This window comes from Bradyrhizobium sp. RP6, from assembly GCF_003837805.1.
Lineage (GTDB): Bacteria > Pseudomonadota > Alphaproteobacteria > Rhizobiales > Xanthobacteraceae > Bradyrhizobium.
In genome coordinates, this window is sequence record NZ_RQIT01000001.1 from 77,125 (window position 1) to 101,038 (window position 23,914).

Sequence of the window (23,914 nt, forward strand, 5' to 3'; positions counted from 1 at the left end):
CGTCGGCGCCTCGACTGCCGCAGCCCTGACATACGAAGCGGGGCTCAATGTCGGACAGCCGCACCTCGTCTGGCCACGGGGCGCCGTCCAAGGCGACATGGTGCCCGCAGTGGCAAGAGACCAAGATACCGCTCAGACCCATCGCGCGCATCTCTCCGAACGTGATCTTGAGCGGCCGGCCGTCGGCGTGCGTGGGGGTGTGGCGTCGGATCGGGCGAGGCATGCCGGCATCGAAGCCCAGCACCGCCGAGAGTCAAATTATCAATCCCTTGGGCCTCGGAGCTCGCGCGAGCTACTGCGCGTCGTGGGTTTGGAAAAGCACCGAGGGTTCCGGTTCTATATGGAGGGGCTAACGGACCCGCAGGGCTCTCGGGTTATGAGCACGTGCCCGTGCCGCCAATTTTTGAGCACGTGCCCGTTCCAACATTGATGGTGCTTTTGGGCGAAGCCAATCGAGGCCATGACAATTAAGGCCACGACGACACACGCGGCTACGAGGTTATGCGTCATGGTGCCACTCCAGCGGGTAAACTGTGACTGGCTGCTCGGGCGTCATACTAAGCGATGAGCGGCCGATCAAAAACACGATGCGTTAGCCAGCCCGGGGATTTTCGTGCGCAAGCGGGGGGGCAAATTCGCCATCCTCGGTCGCTGACGAGGCGCTCTGAAATGCCTATTTTAATAGAGTTTGCGGAGGTCAGAACGAACTCCAGGCTAGGGTGGTAGCCCCAGCATGAATGGGGCCTTTGGAGGCGGTAAATCGCTCGCTGGGCGACGGCTTACAGGGTCGCTAGTTCGGGGGCCTTGGTCGGGTGACCAGCCGGACCACGCCCAAGCCACGGAGAACGACGCGATCGGCGCCGGGGGGATTAGCCATCTCGTCAATTATGAGTGCCAACTCTCACGACCTCACTTGCGCCGACTTCGGTTTCGAGAGCATGCCAAAGGCAGAATTGGCCTTGATTACTCCCCAGGCAAAGCAGACAATCGATCCGGCCGCGGCCAAAATCGCTACGTAGCGAAAGACCTCGCCGAACCAGTTGTGGATCCGTGAAGATCTAGTTGGCCGCACGAAGGGTTGCTCATACTCACGCTGCTTTCGATTCGATGAGCCAGCAATCATTAGATTTGTGAAATAGGCTCCCGCTGTCGCGATCATTGCCGCAACGAGTCCACCGGCAAAACAGATCAGCGGCGCACTGATGATATCCAGTTGCGTCGGCGCCACGAGATCCTTTGAAGCCATCGTTCCGATGAAGGCCAGCATTGCAACCGAACTACCGCCGTTTATCAGTATCATGGCTCTAAGGGCTTCTTCTCCCGATTTGACGGCTGCGTCATTTGCGCTCTTACCGAAGACAGTCTCTTGGTCGTGAGCACGCTCTGCCGCGCGAACTCGCATCTCCAATGCTTCTTTCGAACCCAATATAGGTGCAGGTGTTTGTTGCGGTGCGTCCATGGTCCCTCAATGTGTCAGAGATAATGCGCGGAGGTGTGAAAACGACTTCATCTCGGGACCTGTCCGTGGGAGCGCCGACTCGGACGCTGCCTTTCAACATTGCGACTGCGCTCTCCTCAGCCAAGCCAGCGACAAAGCCCCCAACCGGCAAGCAGCACGGCGGCAATCACAAACTCAATTTGCCGCGGGCGGCTCACATGGTCGCTCCGTCATCGCCGCGCGGGGGATACCAGTTCTTTCTGAAGCGCAAAGGCAGCTTGAGCAACGGGGTTGAGCGGGTTCTGCGCGCAGTAATTGTCAATCCAGGCGTAATAAGCAATAGGCTGTGGTTTGGGCGCAAGAAAATCGGGTTCGTCGCTGACGAGGTTATAAGCCGAGAAAAATCCGTCCAGCCAAGCTTGAAGTTGAAGCTCGGCAGATTTGTTGTCCTTTCAACGGCAACATGGTGTGCGGGATGGTGGGCTCGGATCATCCGGCGGCGGTCGCCCTCCGGGCCGTTCTGGATACTGAGAAGAAATTGGTCGACACAGCGCCGACTACGCAGGCCGGTCTGGGGGCGCTGGAGGCGCACCTTCGTGAGGACCGCCATAGCCAAGCTCGGGGGTACATCCCCCAGCCGCTTGGACGCGGCATCCGCCACAACGACAGTCTTGAAGGCGTCGACTGGCTGATCGCGAAGCGTAGAGCGGAGATCGACTCGGCCTCGTGATGCCGCGAGGCTGGACTGCGATGCGAGCCCGTCGGTCATGCCGGCGGGCTTTTTCTTTGTCTAAGTTGCAGCGGGCCACTGGGGCGGTAGTCGGTCGGCCTCCGAGGGGCCTAGCGCCGGGCTTTTTTCATGGGCGCCGATGGCGCAGGCCAGTCTGGGCACTCCGAGAGGCCCATCTTTGAAACGATCAGGAGGGGTAATCAGTTGGACCGAAATGCGTATCCAGGCGATGACATGGGCAGGCTCGCTGACCGTCCTCGGTCTTCTGATCTCCGCATGCGCAAGTCAGCAGCCATCTTCAGCGAGCCCGTCCGGGGCACCGTGGGCTCGCGACCTCAACGAGCGTCCGCCAAGTCGGGAGCCAGCCGACCAAGGGATAGTCCCAGAGGTGAAGTCTGACCTAAAGTCGGCGAGGGACCGAGTATCGCGCTAGGCCAGGCGGGCGGGCAGCCCGCCGGCGCCCTGCTGCGTCCAGAAAGGCACCGCTGCGGACCACGCCAGCGGTTGCGATCGGCGTTGCGGATCGAGTCTGGACGATTGACGCGGTGCTGCCGCTAGAGCCAAAACCGACCGGGGGGTAAAACGGTACTTCCGAGTAATTGAGGGAGGTCAAAGCTCACCCTCGGATTGAACCATACAGAAGGCAGGAACAACCAAGGGGAGAGTCGGTTAAGCAACAGCCGAACGAAAAATATCGCTTTCGCGAACTAGAGTGGAACAAATACTCTTGACAGGACCCCAAGGCCATTGACTTGGAGGGCCCTTTTAAGGGAGAAGTAACGAGGAAATGGATTCCGAGCGCGCTGCCCTAAGAATCGGCAAAAGTCAACCGATTATTACGAAAAGTTAATTGGGGAACCTCATAGTCGCGCCACGGTACCATCCTATCTGATCGGGAGCACAAGAGAACTACCTGTTAGCTCGGGGCAATTAGGGGAACAGGTGGTCCGGAGGTAGAGATATGCAAGTTGAAATGGAAGCTCTAAAAAAGCATCTGTTCGACGATAACAAGGTTCGGAACGTCAAGTTCTACCCGGGTCACAACGCCGACGCGTCCCCGGAGGACATGGCGCGCGAAATCAACAAGTTTTTCGCCGATTCAGATGAAGCAACGGAAACCGTCACCGACTAAACCTTGACGGGCATTTATCTAAACGTCATACAAGGCGCCCATATCCATGCGGCGCCTTTTTGATGTCTTTTTCCGATTTATATCAAGCAGTTCAGACTCAAGGGGACAGGATCAGCACTAAATGGCTGAGAGCAAGAGCTATTGAGTTTTCGCATATAGCGAAGATCAAAGAGCAATGGTCGGGCGTCATAGACGCAAACGTTCTCCGGGGTTTCTATATTGAAGGTCCGAAGGGCGGGCCGGTTCCGCTGGTGGCAAACGAGGCCTTGATCGTTCTGGCGCGAGCCATGTGCGACGGTGCGCAGGGAGATCATTGGCGCCGTGCGGTGCTGGCAAAGGAGCTGATGCACGTCTTTGACCAAGAAGATGAAAAGACACACACTAGAGAGCAGTTTGACGCCCTCATGCACCGGTTTGGGGACCCCGCCGCACCGTTGACGCCGCAATTCCGAGCGGAATCGAAGGCTTATTGGCGTTCATTGGCTGTGCTTTGCACAGAGAAAAAGCGTCTGGAATACCGAACGGCGCTAGAAGCCGAAACAATCAGCTTTGACGTAGTCGCAACCGCATTGCGGATACCAGTGCTGAATGTGCACGACATGATGTCGGATAGATTTGAGCAGTACCGCCCCAACTGGATGTAGAGCGCTGCACATTCCGCAACTGTCTAATTCCCCTCTGCGGTGGCCTGTCTCCGACGCTGCGTGTTCTGCTCCTACGGCACTGTGCCTTGTCCCCCGATCCAGCAGAACGGCAAGTGCTGCGGATAAGCCGGTCTCAGTTGGCGGCCTCTTTCGGCGGGTCGTAGTTGTCAGACCCCACTGCGGAAACTCCCCGGTGTCTGGCGCCCTCCGCGTCTTTCGGGCGTCTCAGGGGAGCGCACCCCTTGATCGGGAGCAGCACAAGAGATCCAGCTCCTCCCGTGCGGATTTCCAATAGAGCGAACCGCCCAAGGCAGAACGCCTGGCAAGCGGTTTGCTACCATTTTGCTACGGTGGGATAGGGCGGGAACGCTTGGGACCGCCACCGAATCGCTGCGGTGTCGAGAAATCCGGCCACCAATCCTGTGGTGGTGCTGGAGAGCTCTTCAGGAATGCCAGCCTTCGAGGAGGCGGCGAGACTGGGACTAAATGGGCATAGTTCCGCTTTCCGCTTGTCCTCCCTCCCTGTCCAAGAGGCACGTCTGCGCAGCGGGGGCACAGACTCGAGAACACCCACTTCCCGTTCGGTTTAGCCACGGTGCCCTTTGATGGTGGGCCAGCCGTTCTCCCTCCCCAATGGCTGGGGTCGCGGGGTTCTGCCGGATTTAACCGGCGCCGTGGTTTTCGCCTCGGCTTGGCGGCCTAAGCGCGGTCGGAAAGTCCCAGTTGAGGAGTCACCTTCCGGCATCAAGAGCGCGATGCCAGATCCCAGGAGAAAGATCCCGCCGAACGTGTCACCCCGATATGCTCGCCTCGGGGTGGGACTAGTCGATCCAAGTGATCGACAACCTGCCGGTGGAAGGACCGGCACCGTGCTGTCGTTTATCGGCGGCCCAGCGGCCGACGACGGGAAAAGGCAGGATCAAAACCCGTCGCTGGCGAACGGCTGACCGGGTTGCTTGTTGAGGCGGGACCACCGAGCACCACAACATGGCGCCACGGCCGACCGAACGCGTGATTGCTCGGTCAGTGCTGTGGCGCTGACGAATGTGTGCCGATTTTCAGCGCGGCAGACTTAGGCCGCGCTGCTACGAATGCTTCGGCCATGATCGAGGCCCCTTTATCCTGGGCAGCGATCGGTGCGCTTGATTTGTTAGCACACGAATGGCATTATCGAACCCTGCATAGATTTCGACGCCCAAATTCCAACGCCTCCCGTTTGCACCGGGGGGCGTTGCTCGTTGTGCTGCTCGGGTACGAGCAGCGGTGAATGTGTTGGTCTTGATGCCCAGCTTAAGGAAATAGCCCCGGGCCACACCGGTCTTGTGTTCGGACAGGGAGAGAAAGCCGTTTGCGCTCAATGAGGAGTTTTGGGGATATTTGTCCGAATGGACATTGGAAGTATTCAGCCGCTGAAAGCCTTCCAAGCTGAATACGAGGGTTCGATTCCCTTCACCCGCTCCAATGATTTCAATGGCATAGCGCGTCAAGGCCTTCCCATTCTGGCAAGCCGCGCATTTTCATTCTGACAAGCGTTCACTTTCCTTTCGCTTGCTTCGCGAAGAAGGCTGCGGCCATTTTTAGGATATCCCGCTCGGCCTTTAACTTGGCGACCTCACGGCGCAACCGCTCGATCTCCTGCTGCTCCGGCTTCATCTGCCCGTGGCCGGGAAAGGCCTGCACCGATCGGACCCGAACTCTTTCACCCATTTGCGCAGAACGTTCTCATGGACATCCAGGTCGCGCCTGGCCTGCGCCACCGACACCCCACGCTCCCTAACCGGCTTGACCGCCTCGATCTTGAACTCGCGACTGAACTTCCGTCTCTTCATCGCCCATCTCCGGCTTCATGAAACACCTGATCTCGGTGTCCATCAAACCGGCAGCAGCTCATAGCGACACTTTGAACAATGGTGTGGAAGTAGTGCTGTAGGCAGCTATCGCGTAGCATGGCGTAGTCCTAGGATGTCTCTCGCCTCTAGGAGACTGCGACCAAAGGACCCTGAGACCAGCTTAGCCTGTTTGGAGCGGCAATCCACAACGCTCGGAATAGGGGAGTGCAGCAGCACACCTGAGCGTGCGGAAGGGACGGAGTGTTCGCTTCGGTGCTCAACATATGCTTGGTACGTCAGCAGATCATCGGCCGGGATGAAGACAACTGGAGCGTGCCGCACAGGTGATGCGTCCGGCGCGACCACCGAGGCCCTCAGTGCCTTGGTATCTAGGCAATCGTCTTCAAATACAGACTCGGATCGAAGTATTTGTTCGCCGGCGTGAAGTCCTTGATGCCCGCATTGGCCATGAAGAAGTCTGTCGACTGCTGCAGCCAGTTGGTGACAGTCCCGTCCGAGTACATCCGCTTCCAGTCCTTGGACGTGAACATCTTCTGGGCCTTGAATGACTCGTTGATGTCCGACAGCGGCGTCTGAGTGTAATGACTCTTCTGCAGCTTCTCCATCGCTTCAGCGCTGTTCGCGACGATATAGTCATTGGCATCCGCCCAGCCGCGGATCAGCTTGGCCAGGGTCTCCTTGTTGGGCTCATAATAGTCATTGGCGGCCGCCCAGCCGCCAATGATCGCCGCCTTTGGATAGTAGGCTGACGCATCGGCCAGCTTGATCGCGCCCAGCACCTTGTCTCGAACCGTCACGTTAAATGGCACCCAGAGCGCGACGGCAGGCACCGCGCCGGAAATAAAGGCGGTTACAGCGGCCGGCATGGTCTGGTTGACGAGCTCGACCTCTTTGGGATCGACCTTGTTGGCACGGAGCGCGGTATCCAGGAATACATGCGCCGTTGTGCCGGTCGCAGTCGCGATGCGTTTGCCTTTTAGATCCTCGAACGATTTGATGCCCTGATCGCCGCGAACCCAGAGCTGCGCCGTGGCGACCTCGATGTCGTTGATAAGGAAGACTTTGCCCTGGCCGCGCGCCGGGAAGTTCGAGAGCACGGCGCCGGTCGCCAGCACGTCGAGGCTGCCGCCGATCAGTGCCTGGAAGATCTCCAGGCCAGTGTTGAACTGTCTCAGCTCGAGATCGAGGCCCTGCTTTTCGAAGGAGCCGCGATCCATGCCGGTCCAGATTTGTCCGTCAACAGCGACGGTGTGAAGATAGCCGACGCGGACTTTTGTTTTCGCTTGCGCGATCGCCGGTGCCGAGGCCGGGACGGTGCCGAGTGCAAGGCCTGCCGTCGTCGTCAGAAATTGCCGCCGATCCATGATGTGTCCTCCGTTTTGCTTGTTATTCCGAGAATGAGACCGGACGCATCTGCGCCTGCTGGGCGCGATATTCGTCCATCACGAGCTGCCTGATATGGCTTCGCAGTTCGGCGAATTCCGGACGTTCCTGGATCGATTCATCGCGCGGATAGGCGAACGGCACGTCGATGATCTCTTTGATCCGTGCCGGCCGCGCGGTCACCACCACGATGCGGGAGGCGAGGTAGATCGCCTCCTCAACGGAATGGGTGATCAGCATGACGGTTTTGCCTTCGGTCTCCAGCACCTTGAGCAGCAGATTCTGCATGTTGGAGCGGGTCTGGGCGTCGAGTGCGCCGAACGGCTCGTCCATCAGCAGGAATTGGGGCTTCACCGCATAGGCACGTGCGATCGCAAGTCGTTGCCGCATGCCGCCGGATAGATGCTTCGGATAGGAATTGGCGAAGTCGGACAGGCCCATCAGGCCAAGATAGTGATCGCAGATTGCATTACGCTCGGCTGTCGGGACATGATTGGCGTTGAGCGTCAGGCCGAAGGCGATGTTCTGTTTCACCGTCAACCAGGGGAATACGCCATACTCCTGGAAGATGACGCCGCGTTCGGGGCCGGGGCCGGCGACGGGACGTCCATCGAACAGAACCTTGCCTGTCGTCGGCTTCTGAAAGCCGGCGAGCATGCTCATCATCGTGGTCTTGCCGCAGCCGGACGGGCCGATCACCGCAATGAAGTCGCCGTCGTTGATGTCGTAGCTGACGTCCTCGACGACGTTGAGGCGGCCTTTCGGCGTTTCGAACGACAGCGAAACCTTGTCGAACTGTGCGCGCTTGTTCATGCGATGGCTCGATCTTGCCAGACCAGCAGTCGGGCCGTGATCTTGCGCAGGATCAAATCCATGATCAACGCGATTAGGCCGATGCAGATGATGCCGACATAGATGACGTCGAGCAGGAAGTAGGTCGAGGCATTCTGAATCATGGCGCCGAGCCCGCGCTGCGCCGCGATCAACTCGGATGCGACCAGGGTCGCCCAGGCCACGCCTAGCGACACGCGCAGCGCTGTGAGGATGTGCGGGACTGTGAGGGGAATGATGACCTTGCGGAAGATCTCGGCCTGGTTGGCTCCGAGCGTTTGCGCGACGCGGATATAGAGCGGCGTGATTTGCGACACGCCCTCATACATCACGATCACGCCGGAGAAGAACGAGGCGTAGAACAGGATAACGAGCTTTGCGAGCTCATCGACGCCGAAATAGACGATCACCAGCGGAATCAGTGCGATCGGCGGCAGCGCACGAAAGAAGTTGATCATGGGATCGGCGAAGGTTCGGGCGGGGCGGTACCACCCCAGCAGAAATCCGACCGGCACTGCCACGAGGATGCCGAGCGCGACGCCGAGAAAGACGCGCCGGGTCGAGGCGAAGATGTCGATCAGCAGGCCTTCTCTGGTGAGAAGCTCGAAGAACTTTGCGGCGACCTGGTGGGGCGCTGGGATCAGCGAGACGTTGACGAAGCCGCTCCAGCGTACCGCGTACCAGAGCAGGATCGCACCGAGCCACGGCAGCAATCCGAGACCAAAGCGTCTCACGCCAGCTCCGTTCATTCGACGCGTCCACCCGCATTGCGGTTGATGTTTTCATGGTCATATTATAAATAGGATGACCATACAAGTGGCGCCTTTGGTCGTAGGCGTCGCAGGCTTTCCCGCATGACACCGCCGCCTTTCACCCTCCGAAGCGTTCAGGCCTTTGGCTATCGCTACCCGTTGACGACGCCGGTTATCACGTCCTTCGGGCGGATGACGGACCGGCCCGCCGTCTTCGTTCGCGTCGAAGACACCGACGGACAAGTTGGCTGGGGGGAAGTGTGGTGCAATTTCCCAGCACCAGGTGCTGAACACCGTGTTCGGCTCGTCAACGAGGTACTTGCGCCGGCTCTTGTCGGATTCACCGTGCTGGAGCCGTCAGCAGCGTTCGAGCGTCTGACGCAAGGAACCTCTGTGCTCGCGCTGCAATCAGGAGAAGCCGGCCCGTTTGCGCAGTCAATTGCCGGCATCGATCTGGCAGTCTGGGATCTCCACGCCCGCCGCCAGAACGTCGCGCTGTGGCGGCTGCTCGGTGGGGCGAAGCGGAAGATCAAGGTCTACGCCAGCGGCATCAATCCGGTCGGGTCCGAACGGACGGCCGGAGCGGCCCTGGACCGCGGCTACCGAGCGTTGAAGCTGAAGATCGGCTTCGATCCGGCCGGTGACCGCGCCAATCTCGCCGCGCTGCGCCTCCTTGTGGGCGAAGGTTTGCTTGCAGCCGACGTCAACCAGGGCTGGACTATTGCGCAGGCGCTGGAACTTGCACCGCAGCTCGAGCGCTTCGGTCTCGCCTGGCTGGAGGAGCCGATCCGCGCCGATCGCCCCCGCCAGGAATGGACCCAATTGCTCGAAGCCATCCGCATTCCGCTCGCAGCCGGCGAGAACATCGCAAGCCACGCCGGCTTTGCCGAGGTGGTGCGCGAGCCGTGTCTCGGTGTCGTCCAGCCCGACATCGCCAAATGGGGCGGGTTGTCGGCGTGCGCGGGCATTGCCCGCGACATCCTAACGTCGGGGAAGATGTTCTGCCCGCACTATCTCGGGGCCGGCATCGGGCTTCTGGCATCCGCGCATCTTCTCGCCGGCGTCGGCGGCGACGGACTGCTCGAAGTCGACTGCAATGAAAACCCGCTGCGCGACCGCTTCTGCGGTCCCGTGCTCGATGTCCGCGACGGCATGATCACGCTCAGTGACGAGGCTGGCCTCGGCATCACGCCCGATCTTGCCTCCATCGAACACTACCGGACGATCTGATGCCAGCACGCGGCTACGACTACATCATCGTCGGCGCGGGCTCGGCCGGCTGCGTCGTTGCGAACCGGTTGTCGGCCGATCCCTCCTGCCGCGTTCTGCTGCTGGAGGCCGGCGGATCGGATCGGAATTTCTGGCTGAAGCTTCCGGTCGGCTACTACCGGACCATCTACAACGAGCGATACTCGCGCCTGTTCAGGACCGAGCCTTCAAAAGGGAGCGGCGGTCGTGCCATCGTCTGGCCGCGTGGCCGCGTGCTCGGCGGTTCCTCGTCGATCAACGGGCTGATCTTCATCCGGGGCCAGCACGAGGACTTTGATGATTGGGAGCGCCTAGGCGCCGATGGTTGGAGCTATCGCGAGCTGCTGCCTTATTTCCGGCGGTACGAACGCTACCGCGGCGGCGAGAGCCAGTTTCATGGCGGGCTCGGGGAGTTCGAGGTCTCCGATCTGCGCAACGACAATCCGGCATCAAAGGCCTGGGTCGAGGCGGGTGTGCAGTTCGGCCTGCCGCGCAATCCCGACTTCAACGGCGCCACCACACTGGGCGTGGGTACCTACCAGCTCGGCATCGGGCGGCACTGGCGGACCAGTTCCGCCTCCGCTTTTCTGCGCCCCGTTGCCAGCCGTCCCAACCTCACCATCATCACCCATGCGCAGGTCAGCAGGGTCGTTTTCGACGGTCGCATCGCCACCGGCGTGGAGTGGATCAGCAAGGGGCAGATCCACAAAGCGACGGCTGAACGTGAGGTCATCCTGTCCGGCGGCGCGCTGCAGTCGCCGCAGATACTTCAGCTTTCGGGCGTCGGTCCGGCCGAGCTGCTGCGCAAGCTCGGCATTCCCGTCATTGCCGATTCTCCTGATGTCGGCGCCAATCTTCAGGACCATTATCAGGCCCGGTTGATCGTCCGCCTGAAGGAGCGAATTTCGCTCAACGATCAGGTCCGCAATCCCCTAGACCTTGCCAAGATGGGCCTTCAGTGGATGCTGGCAGGCAGCGGCCCGTTGACGGTCGGCGCGGGGCAGGTGGGCGGCGCGGCCTGCACGGAATACGCCGTCGGCAGCCGGCCGGACGTGCAGTTCAACGTGATGCCGCTCTCGGTCGACAAGCCAGGCGAGCCCTTGCACAGCTATTCCGGCTTCACCGCTTCGGTCTGGCAATGCCACGGAAAGTCGCGCGGACAGCTCGCGATCAGCTCGACCGATCCGTTCGAGCAGCCGCGGATCGCACCAAACTATTTCGCCGAGGAGATCGACCGCAAGACCATCATCGCTGGCCTGAAGATTTTGCGCGAGATCTATCAGCAGAAGGCGTTTCGCCCGCTCTGGGATGTCGAGATGGTGCCAGGCGAGGCGGCAAAGGATGATGCCGGGCTGTGGGACTTTGCGCGCAACACGGGAGGTACAGTATTTCACTGTGTCGGGACCTGTCGCATGGGCAGCGACGCGCAGGCCGTGCTCGATCCTCAACTGCGTGTGCGCGGTGTCGAGCGGCTGCGTGTGATCGATGCCTCGGTGATGCCGCAGATCACCTCGGCCAACACCAATGCGACCAGCCTGATGATCGGCGAACGCGGTGCAGCGCTGGTCATGGCCTGATCGCGCGGCCTGAATTCCGGAGGACGAGATGGAATTGAGTTCCGACAGTCACGTCCCCAAATACGCGCAGATCGCCGACATCTTCCGGCAGCGCATCGCGCGCGGCGTCTGGACCCAGGGCTTTCGCCTGCCGGCCAACGAGGAGCTGGCGGCCGAGTTCGGCGTGTCGCGCGTCACAATCAGGCAGGCGGTGGAGCTGCTCGCCCGCGACGGCGTGATCGAGGCGCAGCAGGGTCGCGGCACCTTCGTCACGGGGACCGTGCGGCAGGATCGCTGGCTCAAGGTCGAGACGACGCTCTCCGATCTCGCCGACATGTATCGCGACACTTCGCCCGAGATCATCAATATCTCGGAAAGCCGCACCAATGCGCCGCTGCTTCCCGGCGATGGCAAGCCGGCCGAGAAGTACGTCTTCATGCGCCGGCTGCATTCACGGCAGAAGCAGCCATACTGCGTCATTTCCATCTATCTCGACGAGAAGATCTTTCGCAGATCGCCGAAGCGTTTTCGCAACGAGACCGTGATCCCGATCCTGAACGATCTCAGGGATCCCGCCATCGCCAGCGCGCGCCAAACTCTGACGATCGGTACCGCGGATATCGAGGCGGCGCGGCTGCTGCGCGTGCCGCTGAACTCTCCGGTGGCAGAAGTCCGCCGCATTTTCACGACCGCGGACCGCACCGTGATCTATCTCGGCGAAGTCACCTATCGCGGCGACTTCGTGCGGATCGACATGGATCTGCGGCCCTAGCGGCCATCAACGCGAGAACAGTTCCTGGTTCCGGCGTTCGAGCTCTTCACCGTAAGTGCGCAGAACGTGAGCTTCGCTGAGGGTGCCGATCGTGGCGCGATGGTCGAGACGGTCGACAACCGCGAGCACGTCGGCCTCGCTGCGTTCGAAGGCCTTCAGGATTTGGCGAACCGGCGTGGTCGGGAGCAGGTATTCGTCCTGTTGCTGCGCCAGCGACCCGAGCAGCTCCTCGTCCCGGCTGGCCACGGAATGCAGCGTGGCGGCGGGCACGATGCCCGCATAGATGCCATTGGGATCGCGCAATACGATCTGGCGGACCAGCGCCGGCGAGAACTGCCGTTGCGCCTCGCCGATCGGCATCGTCGTCGGCGCATTCTCGAAGTCGGTGCGCATCAGGGATGCCGCGCTCATCTGCCGGACCCAGCCGATGTCCTGCGGGCCGCGGATCGCTTCGCCGCGCAGATGGAAGCGCCATGTCGCGAAGCTGTAGCCGAAGAGTTCACGGACGATCAGCGCGCAGACCGATGATGCGACCACCGCTCCAACCGTGACCGAGAAATCGCCGGTGATCTCGAGCGCGAGACAGACCATGCTGAAGGGCGCGCCGAGCACGCCGGTTCCGAGCGCGGCGAGCGCCGCGATCGCGGCAGTGCCGGGCTGAAGCGCGATCGTGGGAAGAGGGCCGGTCAGCACGACGCTGTAGAGCTGCCCGATCAGCGCGCCGAGCAGGAGCGAGGCGAAGAACAGGCCGCCGCGAAAGCCCGAGCCGAGCGAGATGGCGGAGGCCAGGATCTTGAACACGATGGTGGTCGTGAGCAGGAGCCAGGTCGGATTGCTGACCAGAAGAATCTGCATCGCGCCGTGGCCGGCGCCGAGCACGGTCGGCGTCAGCAGGGCGAGGCCACCGAGAAGGAGACCGCCGAGAATCGGCCGCAGCAAACCCTTGAGCACCGTGATGCGCTGAAAGCAGCGCTCGGAGAATGCGACAGCGAGCATGACGAGAATGCTGACGAAGGCGCAAATGATGCCGATCAGCACCGTCTGCCCGATCATTTCGACGGAAACCGGCGAGGGGAATCCAGGCACCATCAGAAAGGACTGATGCGTCAATTGCCGCGCGAGGAGCCATGCGGTGACCGCGCTGGCGATGACCGGCACGAGACCGGCAGAGGTGTAAGCGCCGAGCACGACCTCGAAGGCGTAGAAGGCACCTGCCAGCGGCGCCGAAAACGCGGCGCTGATGGCTCCCGCAGCGCCGCAGGCCACCAGGAGCCGCATGTCGTTGCGCCGGGCGGCCAGGCGCTGGCCGACGTGGGAGCCGAACATCGAGCAGATCTGGGTGTAGCCGGCTTCCAGTCCAACTGATCCGCCGAACCCGTTGGACAACAGTGTCTGGATCGAGATCAGCAAGCTGCCTCGAAACGACACCCGTCCGCCATAGAGCGCATTGGCCTCGATGGCGTCGGCGAGCTGCTGTCCCTTGACGCGCCGGGCGAAGAAAAGCCCGATCAGCGCAAGCACCAGGCCACCGAGCACCGGGATCAGCAGCGTGCGCTGCCACGAGATCACACCGGTGGCACTGAGGTGGGCGTCGAACGGAATGTCGAACAGCAGGGCGTGTGATACCTGGCTGAGGCTCGAGATCGCAGCCACGAGCACGCCGCTGAGCAGCCCGACGACGATGGCGACAAGCACAAGGCCGGTCTCGCGGTTGCGCACGAAGTTGCGCAGGAACAATGGCAGCAGGCGGATGCCGGGAGAAGCGGCCGGCTTCGCAGGATGTGATGCCGGCGCCATCCTACGCCGGATCTCGCAGCGGTTCGGCGCGCACGACGCGGAAGCCGATATTGCTCGACGCGGAGTCGGGCGTGTTGGAGCTTCGCGCCGCGACGCGGTAGCGATTGCAGTAGGATTCGTGGCAGAGGAAGGATCCGCCGCGCATCGATCGGTTGGGAGCAGGCTTGCGGTTCAAGGGATCTCGCGATGGCGTGAGGCCGTGATAGCTCGGCGAAAAATAGTCCTCGCACCATTCCCAGACGTTTCCGGCGACATTGTGCAGGCCATATCCGTTGGGCGCGAAACTGTGAACCGGCGCCGTACCGAAATATCCATCATCGACGGTGTTGCGGTCGGGAAAGTTGCCCTGCCAGATATTGCAGCGATGCTCGCCGCCGGGCTGCAGCTCGTTGCCCCAAGGGTAGGTGGCCCGGTCCAGCCCGCCGCGCGCGGCCATCTCCCATTCCGCCTCGGTCGGCAGGCGCGTACCGCACCATCGGCAATAGGCCTGTGCGTCGTTCCAGGAGATGTGGACAACGGGATGATCGAGTCTGTCGAGGATGCTGCTCGTAGGTCCTTCCGGTTGCGCCCAATAGGCGCGCGTCACCGGGATCCACCATGGCGTTTCCTGAACGCGCGTCTTGCGGGCCGCACGTGCTTCTTCCGGCAATAGCCCGTCGAAGACAAAGCTCCAGCCGTAACGTTCGGCGTCCGTCGTATAGCCCGTGGCACGGACGAAGTCGCCGAATTGCAGATTGCTCACCGCGTGGCAGGCAATGGCAAACGGCGACAATGTCACGAGCCGCACCGGGCCTTCGCCGTCTTCGGCGAAGCCGATGTCGGCAGATCCCATGTGGAAAGTTCCGCCGATCAGCGAGCTCCAGCGGCGCAAGATCGGAGTTGGACTGGGACGGATCGCCGCTTGCGCATCCTCGCCCGTCGCCGGCCCGCTGCCGGCGGCGCGCTGGGTGCAACAATGTGAGCGATCCCCGGTCATGTCCTATTTCTGCTTCTCTTCCTCCCAGAAGGCTGTGCCGCCTTCCGCCTTCATCAGCTCCAGAATCTTCTCGCGCGGGATCACGCCGCAGCGATTTGCCCATTGTTGATACTGCGCCGTCATCTCGCGGACGCGGTCCGGATGTTGCACGGCGAGATCGTTCATCTCAGTGCGGTCCGTCTCCATGTCGTAGAGTTCCCAGGGGCCGGGATACTTCCGCACCAGCTTCCACTTGCCGACGCGGACGGCCGCATTGCCCTCGTGCTCCCAGAACAGGGGGCCACGGCTGCCATAGGCCGAGGCGAATGACGGCACCAGGCTCTCGCCTTCGCAGGGCAGGATGGCGTTGCCGTTATACTCCTTGGGATAGGTCGCGCCGCTGACGTCGAGGATGGTCGCCATCACGTCGGTGAGCTGGCTTGGGTTGTGCCGCAGGCCGCCTCTGTCGGAGATGCCGCGCGGCCAGTGCACGATGAACGGCGTGGCGATACCGCCTTCGTGGATCCAGTGCTTGTAGAGCCGGAACGGCGTATTGGAGAGATTGGCCCAGGCCGTGCCGTAACTCTGATAAGTGTCTTCGGCGCCGGGCATCAGCGTCGGATCGTTGCCGAAGCGCACCGGCCTGCCGTCGCGCGTCCTGGCCTTGGCGATCATGAGCTGGTCCACCAATTCCTTCGCGGTGACCCCTGCCGGAATGTCCTCGGCGCAGGCGCCGTTGTCGGACAGGAAGATGATCAGTGTGTTGTCCATCTGGCCGGTCTCTTCCAGCGCCTTCAGGATGCGGCCGATGCCCTGGTCCATGCGATCGATCTGAGCCGCGTAGACCTCCATGCAGCGCAGCGTCCATTCGCGTTGCTCCGCGTCGGTCCACGGCGGCTGGGTCGGATCGCGATCGGTCAGGCGCCAGTTCGGATGGATGATGCCGTCATCGACGAGGCGCTTGAGGCGCTCTTCGCGCAGTCGGTCCCAGCCTGCGTCGAAGCGGCCCTTGTATTTCGCGATATCCTCGTCATGGGCATGTAGCGGCCAGTGCGGCGCCGTGTAGGCGACATACTGGAAGAACGGGGCGTCTGGCTTCTGCGCCTTGTGCTGGCGGATGAAGGCCGCGGCCTGGTCGCTGATCGCGTCGGTGTAAAAGAACGAGGGATCCTTCTCCGCCTCGTGCTCGATATTGTCGTTGCCACGGGTGAGCGTGTTGGGATGGTAAAAGCTGCCGGCGCCGATGATGGTGCCGTAGAAATGATCGAAGCCACGCTGCATCGGCCATGCGTCGGTCGGCTCCGTCAGGCTGCTGGCGATGTGCCATTTGCCGCTGAGGTAAGACGTGTAGTTCTTGCTCTTCAGGGCCTCGGCGATCGTCACGCAGCTCTTGTTTAGGTTGCCGGCATAGCCCTCGGGGCCGTTGCTGTAGGTGAGGATGCCGATGCCGGTCTGGTGCGGATGCAGGCCGGTCAGCAGCGAGGCGCGCGAGGGGCTGCAGCGTGCGGTGTTGTAGAACTGCGAATAGCGTAAGCCATTGGCGGCAAGGCGATCCAGGTTCGGCGTCTGGATCTCGCCGCCGTAACAGCCGATGTCCGAAAAGCCCATGTCGTCATTGAGGATGAGCAGGATGTTGGGGCTGTCGGAAGTCTTTGCGCCATTCGGCATGCTGGTGTCCTCGTTATTGACGTTGGCGTTGTTAGTGGCGGCGCGTCAGGCTGATGCTGAGGCGGAAATATTTCGGCAGATAGACGGCGCGCAGCAGCTCGAGCGCCCGTCCGTCCTTGCCGAAGGTGACGCGTTCGATGGCGAGCAGGGGCGAACCGACTTTCACGCCGAGCAGCTTGGCGCTGCCGGCATCAGCGAGATCGGCGCTGATGGTCTGCTGCGCGTCCTTGATGGCGAGGCCAAGCTCGTCCTCGAAGACGCGATACATGATGATCGAGACCAGATCGCGCTTTTCCAGTTCGAGACCAATGTCCGGTGGATAGAAGGCGTGCTCGATCGCGATCGGCGTGTCATCTGCGAGCCGGAGGCGCCGAAGCTGCCAGACGGCACGTTCACGAAGCTGCTCGCGGACGGCGGCGTCGTGCCGGTTGGTCATGCCCTGCTGCAGGATTTTTGCGCCAGCTTGGTAGCCGGCGTCGCGGATGGTTTCCGAGAACCCCATGAGATGGCCGACCCAGTTCTCGGGCTGGTTCGAGCGCAGGAAGGTTCCGCGGCCGCGCGAGCGGTCGAACATGCCTTCGTTCACGAGGGGGGCGATGGCGTTGCGTATGGTGATCCGGCTGACGCCGAAATGACGGCCCAGTTCGGCTTCGGTCATGAGGCGGCCGGTTCCGTCGATCAGCTTGCCGTCACGCACCTGGTTGCGGATGGATTCACGGATCTGGATATGCAGGGGCGTAGAGCTTTCCCCGGCCACATCACTGCCCAGCGGTGTGGGCTTCTTCTTGCGCGTTTGAACAGCCATGATGTCAGAGCCGCATCCGTGTCGCTGGGTCGAACAGGTGAATATCCTGCGGGCGGGCGGTGATCGAGATCGTGTCGCCCTCGCCGGGAATGTTGCCGTCGGCGACACGCATGCGGATCATGGTGCCGGCGCAGTCGAGGTCGAGCACGGCGGTATCGCCGAGATCCTCGATCAGGTCGACGCGCGCGCCGAGGCCCCCCTCCGTCATGCGGAGGGCGCCGGGTCGAAGCCCGACCACCACGTCGCGCTCACCCGCGGTCGTGGCCGTCGTCTTGAGACGATGGCCTGCGATGATGACGTCGCCATCCACGTAGCGGGCAGGGACGAGGTTCATCGGGGGATTGCCGATGAAGCCGGCAATGTCGATCGAGTTCGGGCGGGCGAACACCTCCGCGGGCGTGCCGACCTGCTGGATTTCGCCCGACATGAACACCGCCATGCGGTCCGCAAGAGTCATGGCCTCTTCCTGGTCGTGGGTGACGTAGACCGCGGTGATGCCGAGCGAGCGCTGAAGCTTCTTCAACTCGGCGCGGGTTTCCAGCCGCAGCTTTGCATCGAGGTTCGAGAGCGGCTCGTCGAGCAGGAACAGGCGAGCCTTGCGCACGATGGCGCGGGCCAGCGCGCAGCGCTGCTGCTGGCCGCCCGAGAGCTGGCCTGGCTTGCGATCGAGCAAATGGTCGATCTTCACCTTGCGCGCCGCTTCCTTCACGGTGGGCGCGATCTCGGACTTCGGCAGCTTGGCCATCTCTAGCGGGAAGGCGATGTTCTCGGCCACCGTCATGTGCGGGTACAGCGCGTAGCTCTGGAATACCATGGCGATGTCGCGGTCGCGCGCGTCGGTCGAGGTGACGTCCTTGTCGTCGATCAGCACGCGGCCGGCGGTCGGCGCGTCCAAACCGGCGAGGATGCGCAGCGTCGTACTCTTGCCGGAGCCTGACGGACCAAGCAGGGCGAAGAACTCACCCGGCTTGATGTCGAAATTGACGCCCTTGAGCGCGGCGAACTCGCCGTGCATCTTGACGATGTTGCGAAAACTGACCTGACCCTGGCTGCTCATCGGCGCCCTCCGCCCTTGACTGCACCGACCGTCAGGCCCTTCACGATATGCTTCTGCGCGACTACGCCGAGGACGACGACAGGAAGCATGGCGAGAACCGAGACCGCGGCGAGCTTGGCCCACAGCGTCTGCTCTACGGAGACGAAATTGAACATGGCGACCGTAACCGGACGCACTGTGTTGCCGCTGAGCACTACGGCGAACAAGAATTCGTTCCACGCATTGAGGAACACGAACACCACGGTCACGGCAATGCCGCCGCGGACCTGCGGAATGATGATGCGCCAAAGGGTTTTGAGCCGGCTGGCGCCGTCGAGATAGGCGGCCTCCTCCATCTCGAAGGGAATGTCCTCGAAATAGGAGACCAGCAACCAGATCGCAAAGGGTAGGGAGAACGACAGATAGATCAAGATGATGCCCTGATAGGTGTCGATCCAGCCGATGTTCCGCAGCACCAGGAAGTAGGGGATGATGATGCCGACCGGCGGCAGCATCTGCGTTGCGAGCACGTAGAAGCCCGCGAACTTCTTGCCGCGAAAGCGCAGGCGCGCCAGTGCGTAGGCCGCGGGCACCGCCATCAGCATCGTGACGATGGTAGTGCCCACGGAGATGATGACGCTGGAGAGGAGGTTCGGCAGGATCGATCCGGAGCCGAACAGCACGTCGCGATAGGCTTCCAGGGTCGGCGCGAACACCAGCTTGGGCGGATAGGCCAGCACGTCGGAATCGGTCTTGAGCGAGTTCAAAACGCTCCAGATGATCGGGAATGCCCAGGCTAGCAGGAACATCATGGAGATCGCCAGCAGGGCGAAGATGCGAAGACGCTTTGCGGTCATTTCGCCCTCCGCATCGCGAACAGGATGCCGGAAATGATGATGGTCACGATCAGGAGGGCGACCGCGAGCGCCGAGCCGTAGCCGATCGACAATTCGGTGAAGGATTTCCGGTAGGCATAGAGATTGAGGATCTCGGTCGCGGTGCCGGGACCGCCGGCGGTGACGGTGAAGATCGCTGCGAACGCGGTTAGCGCCACCATGGTCCGCATGATGATGACCATGACGATCGCCGGGCGCAGCAGGGGCAGGGTGATGCGGCGGAAGCGCTGCCAGGCCGAGGCGCGGTCGAGCCGCGCGGCCTCGTAGATGTCCTCGGGCAAGGAGGCCAGCGAGGCTAGCAGCACCATGAACGCGAACGGCGTCCACTGCCAGGTGTGGATCGCGATCACCGAGACCATCGCAAGCGTGGGATCGCCGAGCCAGTTCTTGCTGCCGAGGCCGGCGTTGATGGCGAGGAAATCGACGATGCCGAATTCCGGTGCCAGCATGAAGGTACGCCAGATCATGCCCACAACGGCCGGCGACAGCACCACGGGCAGGATGGCGATGACCCTGAAGCAGCCCTGGCCGCGCTTCATGTCCATGACCAGCAAGGCGAGCGCGAGGCCAATGATGACCTGCAGCGCGACGGTCGAGCCGGTGTAGACGAGGCTCACCAGCAGCGAGGTCCAGAAGCGCTCGTCGGAGAGGAGCACCTGGTAGTTCTCGAATCCGACGAAGCCGTTGGTGAACGGCATCGCCAGGTCCATCCGGAATGCGCTGGTATAGACCAGGAAGAGCAGCGGAAACGTCGTCGTGGCGAGCAGCGCGAGAAACGCCGGTGCAAGCAGGGCCGCTGCAAACCGGCGTTCGCGCTGCGCCAGGACGCGGCCGAAATCGCTGCGAGGCGCCTCGCTCGCGATCCCGGCCGATGTCACCGCTGTCGTCGCCATGGCTCAGCCGCGCATCATGGGTTCGATGCGGCGCTGCGCATCGTCCAGTGCGGCCTTGACCGTGGCCTGGCCGGAGAGGGCCGACTGGATCGCGGTCGCCATGGTGTCGCCGATCGCCGGCCATTGCGGCACGCGCGGACGCCAGTCGACGTCGGTGTCCTCCTGCAGGGCGCCCATCGTCGCCTCGACGAAGTTCTCGCCGAAGCCGTTCATCAGCTTGATGTAGTCGGGATCCTTCCACACCGAGGTTCGGTTGACGCCCGAGCGTTTGGTGGGACCGGCGAACTTGTGCGCGGTGCGCGCCTGGGTCTCGGCGCTCGCGGCCCACTGGATGAACAGCCAGGTCGCTTTCCGCTTCTTCTCTGGCAGCGCGGAATTGATCGGGAAGCCCCAGTTCCAGATCGACGTGGTGCGCTTGCCCGAGGGGCCCTTGGGCCAGCGCGCATAGGCGACCTTGCCGATCACTTTGGACTTCTCGGGATTGTTGATGACCGAAGCCGACGAGTGTGCGTCGATGTAGCTGGCGACGGTGCCTTGCGAGAATGCGTCGGCGATATCCGGCCAGTTCCAGTTGGCTGCCGCCGTCGGCGCGTACTTCTTCATGATGTCGACGTACCAGGCGAGCGCCGCCTTTGCCTCGGGGCCGTTAACGGTGAGCTTGCCGCCCTTCATCCACTCGCCGCCGAACTCGCGGAAGATCGACGGATAGATGTACATGTTCTGGCCGGCGCCGGCGACGCCGCGAAGTGCTGCGCCCCAGACGCGATCATTCGGCGCGTTCAGCGCCGCAGCGTTTGCCATATAGGCCTCTAAAGTGTCGGCCGGCTTCAGGCCCTTCGCGTCGTAGAGGTCCTTGCGATAAACCTGGATGGTGACTTCGCCATCATAGGGCATGCCGTAGAGCTTGCCGTCGATGCCGTTGGCGCTGCGCCAGGCCGGGATGATGTCGTCGAGCTTGAACCAGGCCTGATCGGTCAGCGTCTTGTCGTTGAGATAGGTGTCGAGCGGCTCGACCCATTTGTTCGCGGCGTAGAGCGCGTAATACATGGGGTCCGCGGCGTGGGTCGCGTAGGTGCCGGTCTTCGAGGTCAGGTCGATGACGCTCTTCTGCCGGATCTGCGCAGGCGGAATCTTCTCGAAACGGACGTCGACGCCGGTGAGCGCCTTGAACTGCGGCGCCAGCGTGATCAGGTTTTCGAAATAGCTCGCCGGGATGACCGCAACCGTGATGGTCTCGCCGGAGACCTGCTGCCAGTCGATTTGCGCGGATTTGTAGGGTGCGAGGTCGGCGTCCTGTGCGGACGCGTGCCGCAGGATGCCAGGCCCAAACGTCGCCAGAGCCGCGGCTGCGGTTCCGGTTTTGAGTAGCGTTCGTCGCGTCGGCTTGAATGACGTCATGCTGTCCTCCCGAAAATCCGGATTCTGGCTCCGGTTAGTTAGGACATTTGCCGAAATGTTATAACAAGTCAACCGCGGCAAAGTCGCCGCGCGTCGTGCCATTGGAACGCGTCATCGCGCAGGCCCGGAACTCGGGGCGCGCGTTCCCGACGAGGGTGGTTCGAAGGTGACGATTCGTCGCTAGGCGTGAGCCGACTTACAGCCGCGGATGATCGCGCGACGTCAGCCGGCAAGAAATCCACCATCGACAGCAACGACAGTGCCGGTCGCATATTGCGACGCCGGCATACAGAGGAACGCAACCGCGCCGGCGATGTCTTCCGGGCGTCCCCAACGCTTGAACGCGGTGCGGTCGGCGATCCGCTGGTAATGCGCAAGGTCGGTGCGGCCCGCGGCGTTGATCGCGGTTTCGATATAGCCGGGCGCAACCGCATTGACGCGAATGCCGTCCTCGGCCCATTTCAAGGCCAGCGCCTTGGTCAGCATCACGACCCCGCCCTTGCTCGCGCAATAGGCGGGGATTCGCGGTAGCGCCAGCGTCGCGTTCATCGAGGCGATGTTGACGATCGAGCCCTTCGTCTCCGCGAGCAGCGCATGGAACGCCCTGCAGGTCCGGAACGTGCCGGTGAGGTTGACGTCGAGTACCTTCATGAAGATCTCGATCTCGAATTCCTTGTCGCGTACAAGAATGCCAGCGCAATTGACCAGCGCGTCGACACGCTTATGCTGTCCGACGAATGACGTGATCGCCGCATCGTCGGTGACATCAAGAGTCGCAAGCGTGAGGCCAGCGCGCGGCTTGAGCAGGGTGCGGGCGAGATCGACCTCATTGGCGCCTGTTGCCGTGACCGTCGCGCCGAGGTCGCAAAACTGGTTGCTGATCGCCGCGCCGATGTCGCCGGCTCCGCCGATCACGACGGCATGAAAGCCGGGCGCGAGGTAGAAATTCGAAGTCATTGGGATTGTCTCACTGCAGGGATTTCGGCGGCGGGGCGGTCGATTCACGGACCACCAGCGAGAAATCGATCTCGCGGTGCATGATGGTCTGCTCGCCGGCCAGGCTGCGCACCAGATATTCGCCGGCGCGCTGCCAGGTCTCGCCGGTCGGAACGTGGATCGTGGTCAGGCTCGGCCGCAGATGCCGGCTCCAGTCGAGGTCGTCGAAGCCGACCACCGACAGGTCGCGCGGCACGGAGAAGCCATCGCGCTCCGCCTCCAGCAGCACGCCATAGGCGATGACGTCATTTCCGCACACCACGGCCGTCGGGCGGTCCTTGAGGTTGAGGAGATGGCGGGCCGCCTCGCGCGCGTCGTCCAGCGTATAGGGCACCTCGACATGCCATTGCGGTGGCAGCTCGAGCCCGTTCTCTGCGAGCGCGCGCCGAAAGCCTGCGACGCGGGCGCTGGCGCGATCATTGTTGCGCTGGAGCGCCGAGACGATCCCGATGTGGCGATGACCGAGCTCGATGACATGCGCGGCGGCGCGATGGGCGGCCGCTTCGTTGTCGGTGCCGACGCAAGGGTAAGGACGGTCAGGCTGGTAGATGCCGACATTGATGAAGGGCACCGCGTTGTCCGCGAGTAGCTTGCGCAATCCGTCGTGATGGCAATCGCCGCGCAGCACCAGGCCGTCTACGCCGCGGCTGATCAGATTGCGCGCCTGCTGCAATTCGACGTCGAGATCGTAACCGCTGGTGGTGAGGAACAGCATGTATCCGACCGACGACAGATATTGCTGGAGCGAGGCAATGCCGCGCGCAAACATCGTGTTGTCGATCGTCGGCACGATGGCGCCAAGGGTACGTGAACGGCGCGACGAGAGGATGCGCGCCGGCGCATGCGGGATATAGCCGAGCGCGTCGATGGCCTGCTCGATGCGCGCGCGCAAGGACGGGCTCACCGCATCGGGATTATTGAGCGCACGCGAGACCGATGCCGTCGAGACCCCGGCGCGGGCCGCCACGGCGCGGATGCCCTGTTTCACAAACTTGGCGTTGGTCAACCCCATGAATGTAACGTTACATCCTGTGCTGCGAGCGGCGTGGTAGCGATAAGATCGCAAATCTGCCGCAGATTGTGCGACTTGTCCATCGCTTGACACGGCCGATGTGAGGCCTATTTTGTAACCGT

Annotated in this window: 21 protein-coding genes and 1 pseudogene; 6 read left to right on the forward strand and 16 right to left on the reverse strand. The window is 62.3% G+C overall.

The features are described from left to right. Positions 1–901: 901 nt before the first annotated feature. The gene (locus EHH60_RS00475) at positions 902–1,459 is read right to left on the reverse strand and encodes a hypothetical protein (RefSeq protein WP_124157580.1); all 558 of its coding nucleotides are present in this window, start codon (positions 1,457–1,459) and stop codon (positions 902–904) included. 454 nt (positions 1,460–1,913) lie between these two features. Between EHH60_RS00475 and EHH60_RS00480 the strand changes: the two genes are divergently transcribed. The 3 genes from EHH60_RS00480 (at position 1,914) to EHH60_RS00485 (ending at position 3,944) form a co-directional block, all read left to right on the forward strand. Beyond that, on the forward strand, positions 1,914–2,168 hold the full coding sequence (locus tag EHH60_RS00480; RefSeq protein ID WP_124157581.1) for a hypothetical protein: 255 nt from the start codon (positions 1,914–1,916) through the stop codon (positions 2,166–2,168). A gap of 961 nt (positions 2,169–3,129) precedes the next feature. Beyond that, a complete protein-coding gene (locus EHH60_RS37020) occupies positions 3,130–3,300 on the forward strand; it encodes a hypothetical protein (RefSeq protein WP_158626695.1) in 171 nt (56 codons plus the stop codon). A gap of 62 nt (positions 3,301–3,362) precedes the next feature. Continuing rightward, complete coding sequence (locus tag EHH60_RS00485) at positions 3,363–3,944, forward strand: hypothetical protein (protein ID WP_124157582.1); 582 nt, start codon at positions 3,363–3,365, stop codon at positions 3,942–3,944. A gap of 1,085 nt (positions 3,945–5,029) precedes the next feature. Here the strand turns inward: EHH60_RS00485 and EHH60_RS00490 are convergent. From EHH60_RS00490 to EHH60_RS00510, 5 genes and pseudogenes are all read right to left on the reverse strand, one after another. Further along, complete coding sequence (locus EHH60_RS00490; RefSeq protein WP_124157583.1) at positions 5,030–5,431, reverse strand: hypothetical protein; 402 nt, start codon at positions 5,429–5,431, stop codon at positions 5,030–5,032. A gap of 50 nt (positions 5,432–5,481) precedes the next feature. After that, positions 5,482–5,773: pseudogene (locus EHH60_RS00495) on the reverse strand (transposase); the annotation flags it as partial. 389 nt (positions 5,774–6,162) lie between these two features. Further along, on the reverse strand, positions 6,163–7,158 hold the full coding sequence (locus EHH60_RS00500; protein ID WP_124157584.1) for an ABC transporter substrate-binding protein: 996 nt from the start codon (positions 7,156–7,158) through the stop codon (positions 6,163–6,165). Between the two features lie 22 nt (positions 7,159–7,180). Next, the gene (locus EHH60_RS00505) at positions 7,181–7,990 is read right to left on the reverse strand and encodes an ABC transporter ATP-binding protein (protein ID WP_124157585.1); all 810 of its coding nucleotides are present in this window, start codon (positions 7,988–7,990) and stop codon (positions 7,181–7,183) included. After that, a complete protein-coding gene (locus tag EHH60_RS00510; RefSeq protein ID WP_502697391.1) occupies positions 7,987–8,742 on the reverse strand; it encodes an ABC transporter permease in 756 nt (251 codons plus the stop codon). The genes EHH60_RS00505 and EHH60_RS00510 overlap by 4 nt, the downstream gene beginning before the upstream one ends. A gap of 210 nt (positions 8,743–8,952) precedes the next feature. Between EHH60_RS00510 and EHH60_RS00515 the strand changes: the two genes are divergently transcribed. From EHH60_RS00515 to EHH60_RS00525, 3 genes are read left to right on the forward strand one after another with little or no spacing between them, the layout of a single operon-like run. After that, entirely contained in the window at positions 8,953–9,990 is a 1,038-nt protein-coding gene (locus EHH60_RS00515; RefSeq protein ID WP_349629047.1) for a mandelate racemase/muconate lactonizing enzyme family protein, read from the forward strand. Beyond that, entirely contained in the window at positions 9,990–11,585 is a 1,596-nt protein-coding gene (locus EHH60_RS00520) for a GMC family oxidoreductase (protein WP_124157588.1), read from the forward strand. Before EHH60_RS00515 ends, EHH60_RS00520 begins: the two co-directional genes overlap by 1 nt. A 28-nt stretch (positions 11,586–11,613) precedes the next feature. Then, on the forward strand, positions 11,614–12,336 hold the full coding sequence (locus EHH60_RS00525; protein ID WP_124157589.1) for a GntR family transcriptional regulator: 723 nt from the start codon (positions 11,614–11,616) through the stop codon (positions 12,334–12,336). A 6-nt stretch (positions 12,337–12,342) separates the two neighbouring features. On the opposite strand, the gene EHH60_RS00530 is transcribed toward EHH60_RS00525, so the two are convergent. From EHH60_RS00530 to EHH60_RS00575, 10 genes are all read right to left on the reverse strand, one after another. Then, positions 12,343–14,133, reverse strand: coding sequence for a chloride channel protein (locus EHH60_RS00530; RefSeq protein ID WP_124157590.1), 1,791 nt, complete (start codon positions 14,131–14,133; stop codon positions 12,343–12,345). A gap of 1 nt (position 14,134) precedes the next feature. Beyond that, on the reverse strand, positions 14,135–15,109 hold the full coding sequence (locus EHH60_RS00535) for a formylglycine-generating enzyme family protein (RefSeq protein WP_124157591.1): 975 nt from the start codon (positions 15,107–15,109) through the stop codon (positions 14,135–14,137). A gap of 3 nt (positions 15,110–15,112) precedes the next feature. Continuing rightward, positions 15,113–16,756: an arylsulfatase gene (locus tag EHH60_RS00540; protein ID WP_124157592.1), complete on the reverse strand. Its 1,644-nt coding sequence runs from the start codon at positions 16,754–16,756 to the stop codon at positions 15,113–15,115. Positions 16,757–16,787: 31 nt separating this feature from the next. Beyond that, positions 16,788–17,669: a GntR family transcriptional regulator gene (locus EHH60_RS00545; protein WP_124157593.1), complete on the reverse strand. Its 882-nt coding sequence runs from the start codon at positions 17,667–17,669 to the stop codon at positions 16,788–16,790. Further along, entirely contained in the window at positions 17,566–18,618 is a 1,053-nt protein-coding gene (locus tag EHH60_RS00550) for an ABC transporter ATP-binding protein (RefSeq protein WP_124157594.1), read from the reverse strand. The genes EHH60_RS00545 and EHH60_RS00550 overlap by 104 nt, the downstream gene beginning before the upstream one ends. Beyond that, positions 18,615–19,454 (reverse strand): carbohydrate ABC transporter permease, encoded by an 840-nt coding sequence (locus tag EHH60_RS00555; protein WP_124157595.1) that lies wholly within the window; start codon positions 19,452–19,454, stop codon positions 18,615–18,617. Before EHH60_RS00555 ends, EHH60_RS00550 begins: the two co-directional genes overlap by 4 nt. Then, the gene (locus EHH60_RS00560; protein WP_124157596.1) at positions 19,451–20,386 is read right to left on the reverse strand and encodes a carbohydrate ABC transporter permease; all 936 of its coding nucleotides are present in this window, start codon (positions 20,384–20,386) and stop codon (positions 19,451–19,453) included. The genes EHH60_RS00555 and EHH60_RS00560 overlap by 4 nt, the downstream gene beginning before the upstream one ends. A gap of 3 nt (positions 20,387–20,389) precedes the next feature. Continuing rightward, complete coding sequence (locus tag EHH60_RS00565; RefSeq protein ID WP_158626697.1) at positions 20,390–21,784, reverse strand: ABC transporter substrate-binding protein; 1,395 nt, start codon at positions 21,782–21,784, stop codon at positions 20,390–20,392. A 222-nt stretch (positions 21,785–22,006) separates the two neighbouring features. After that, positions 22,007–22,741, reverse strand: a complete 735-nt coding sequence (locus EHH60_RS00570) for an SDR family NAD(P)-dependent oxidoreductase (RefSeq protein WP_124157598.1) — start codon at positions 22,739–22,741, stop codon at positions 22,007–22,009. 10 nt (positions 22,742–22,751) lie between these two features. Further along, positions 22,752–23,792, reverse strand: coding sequence for a LacI family DNA-binding transcriptional regulator (locus EHH60_RS00575; RefSeq protein ID WP_199751240.1), 1,041 nt, complete (start codon positions 23,790–23,792; stop codon positions 22,752–22,754). Between the last annotated feature and the right edge of the window lie 122 nt (positions 23,793–23,914).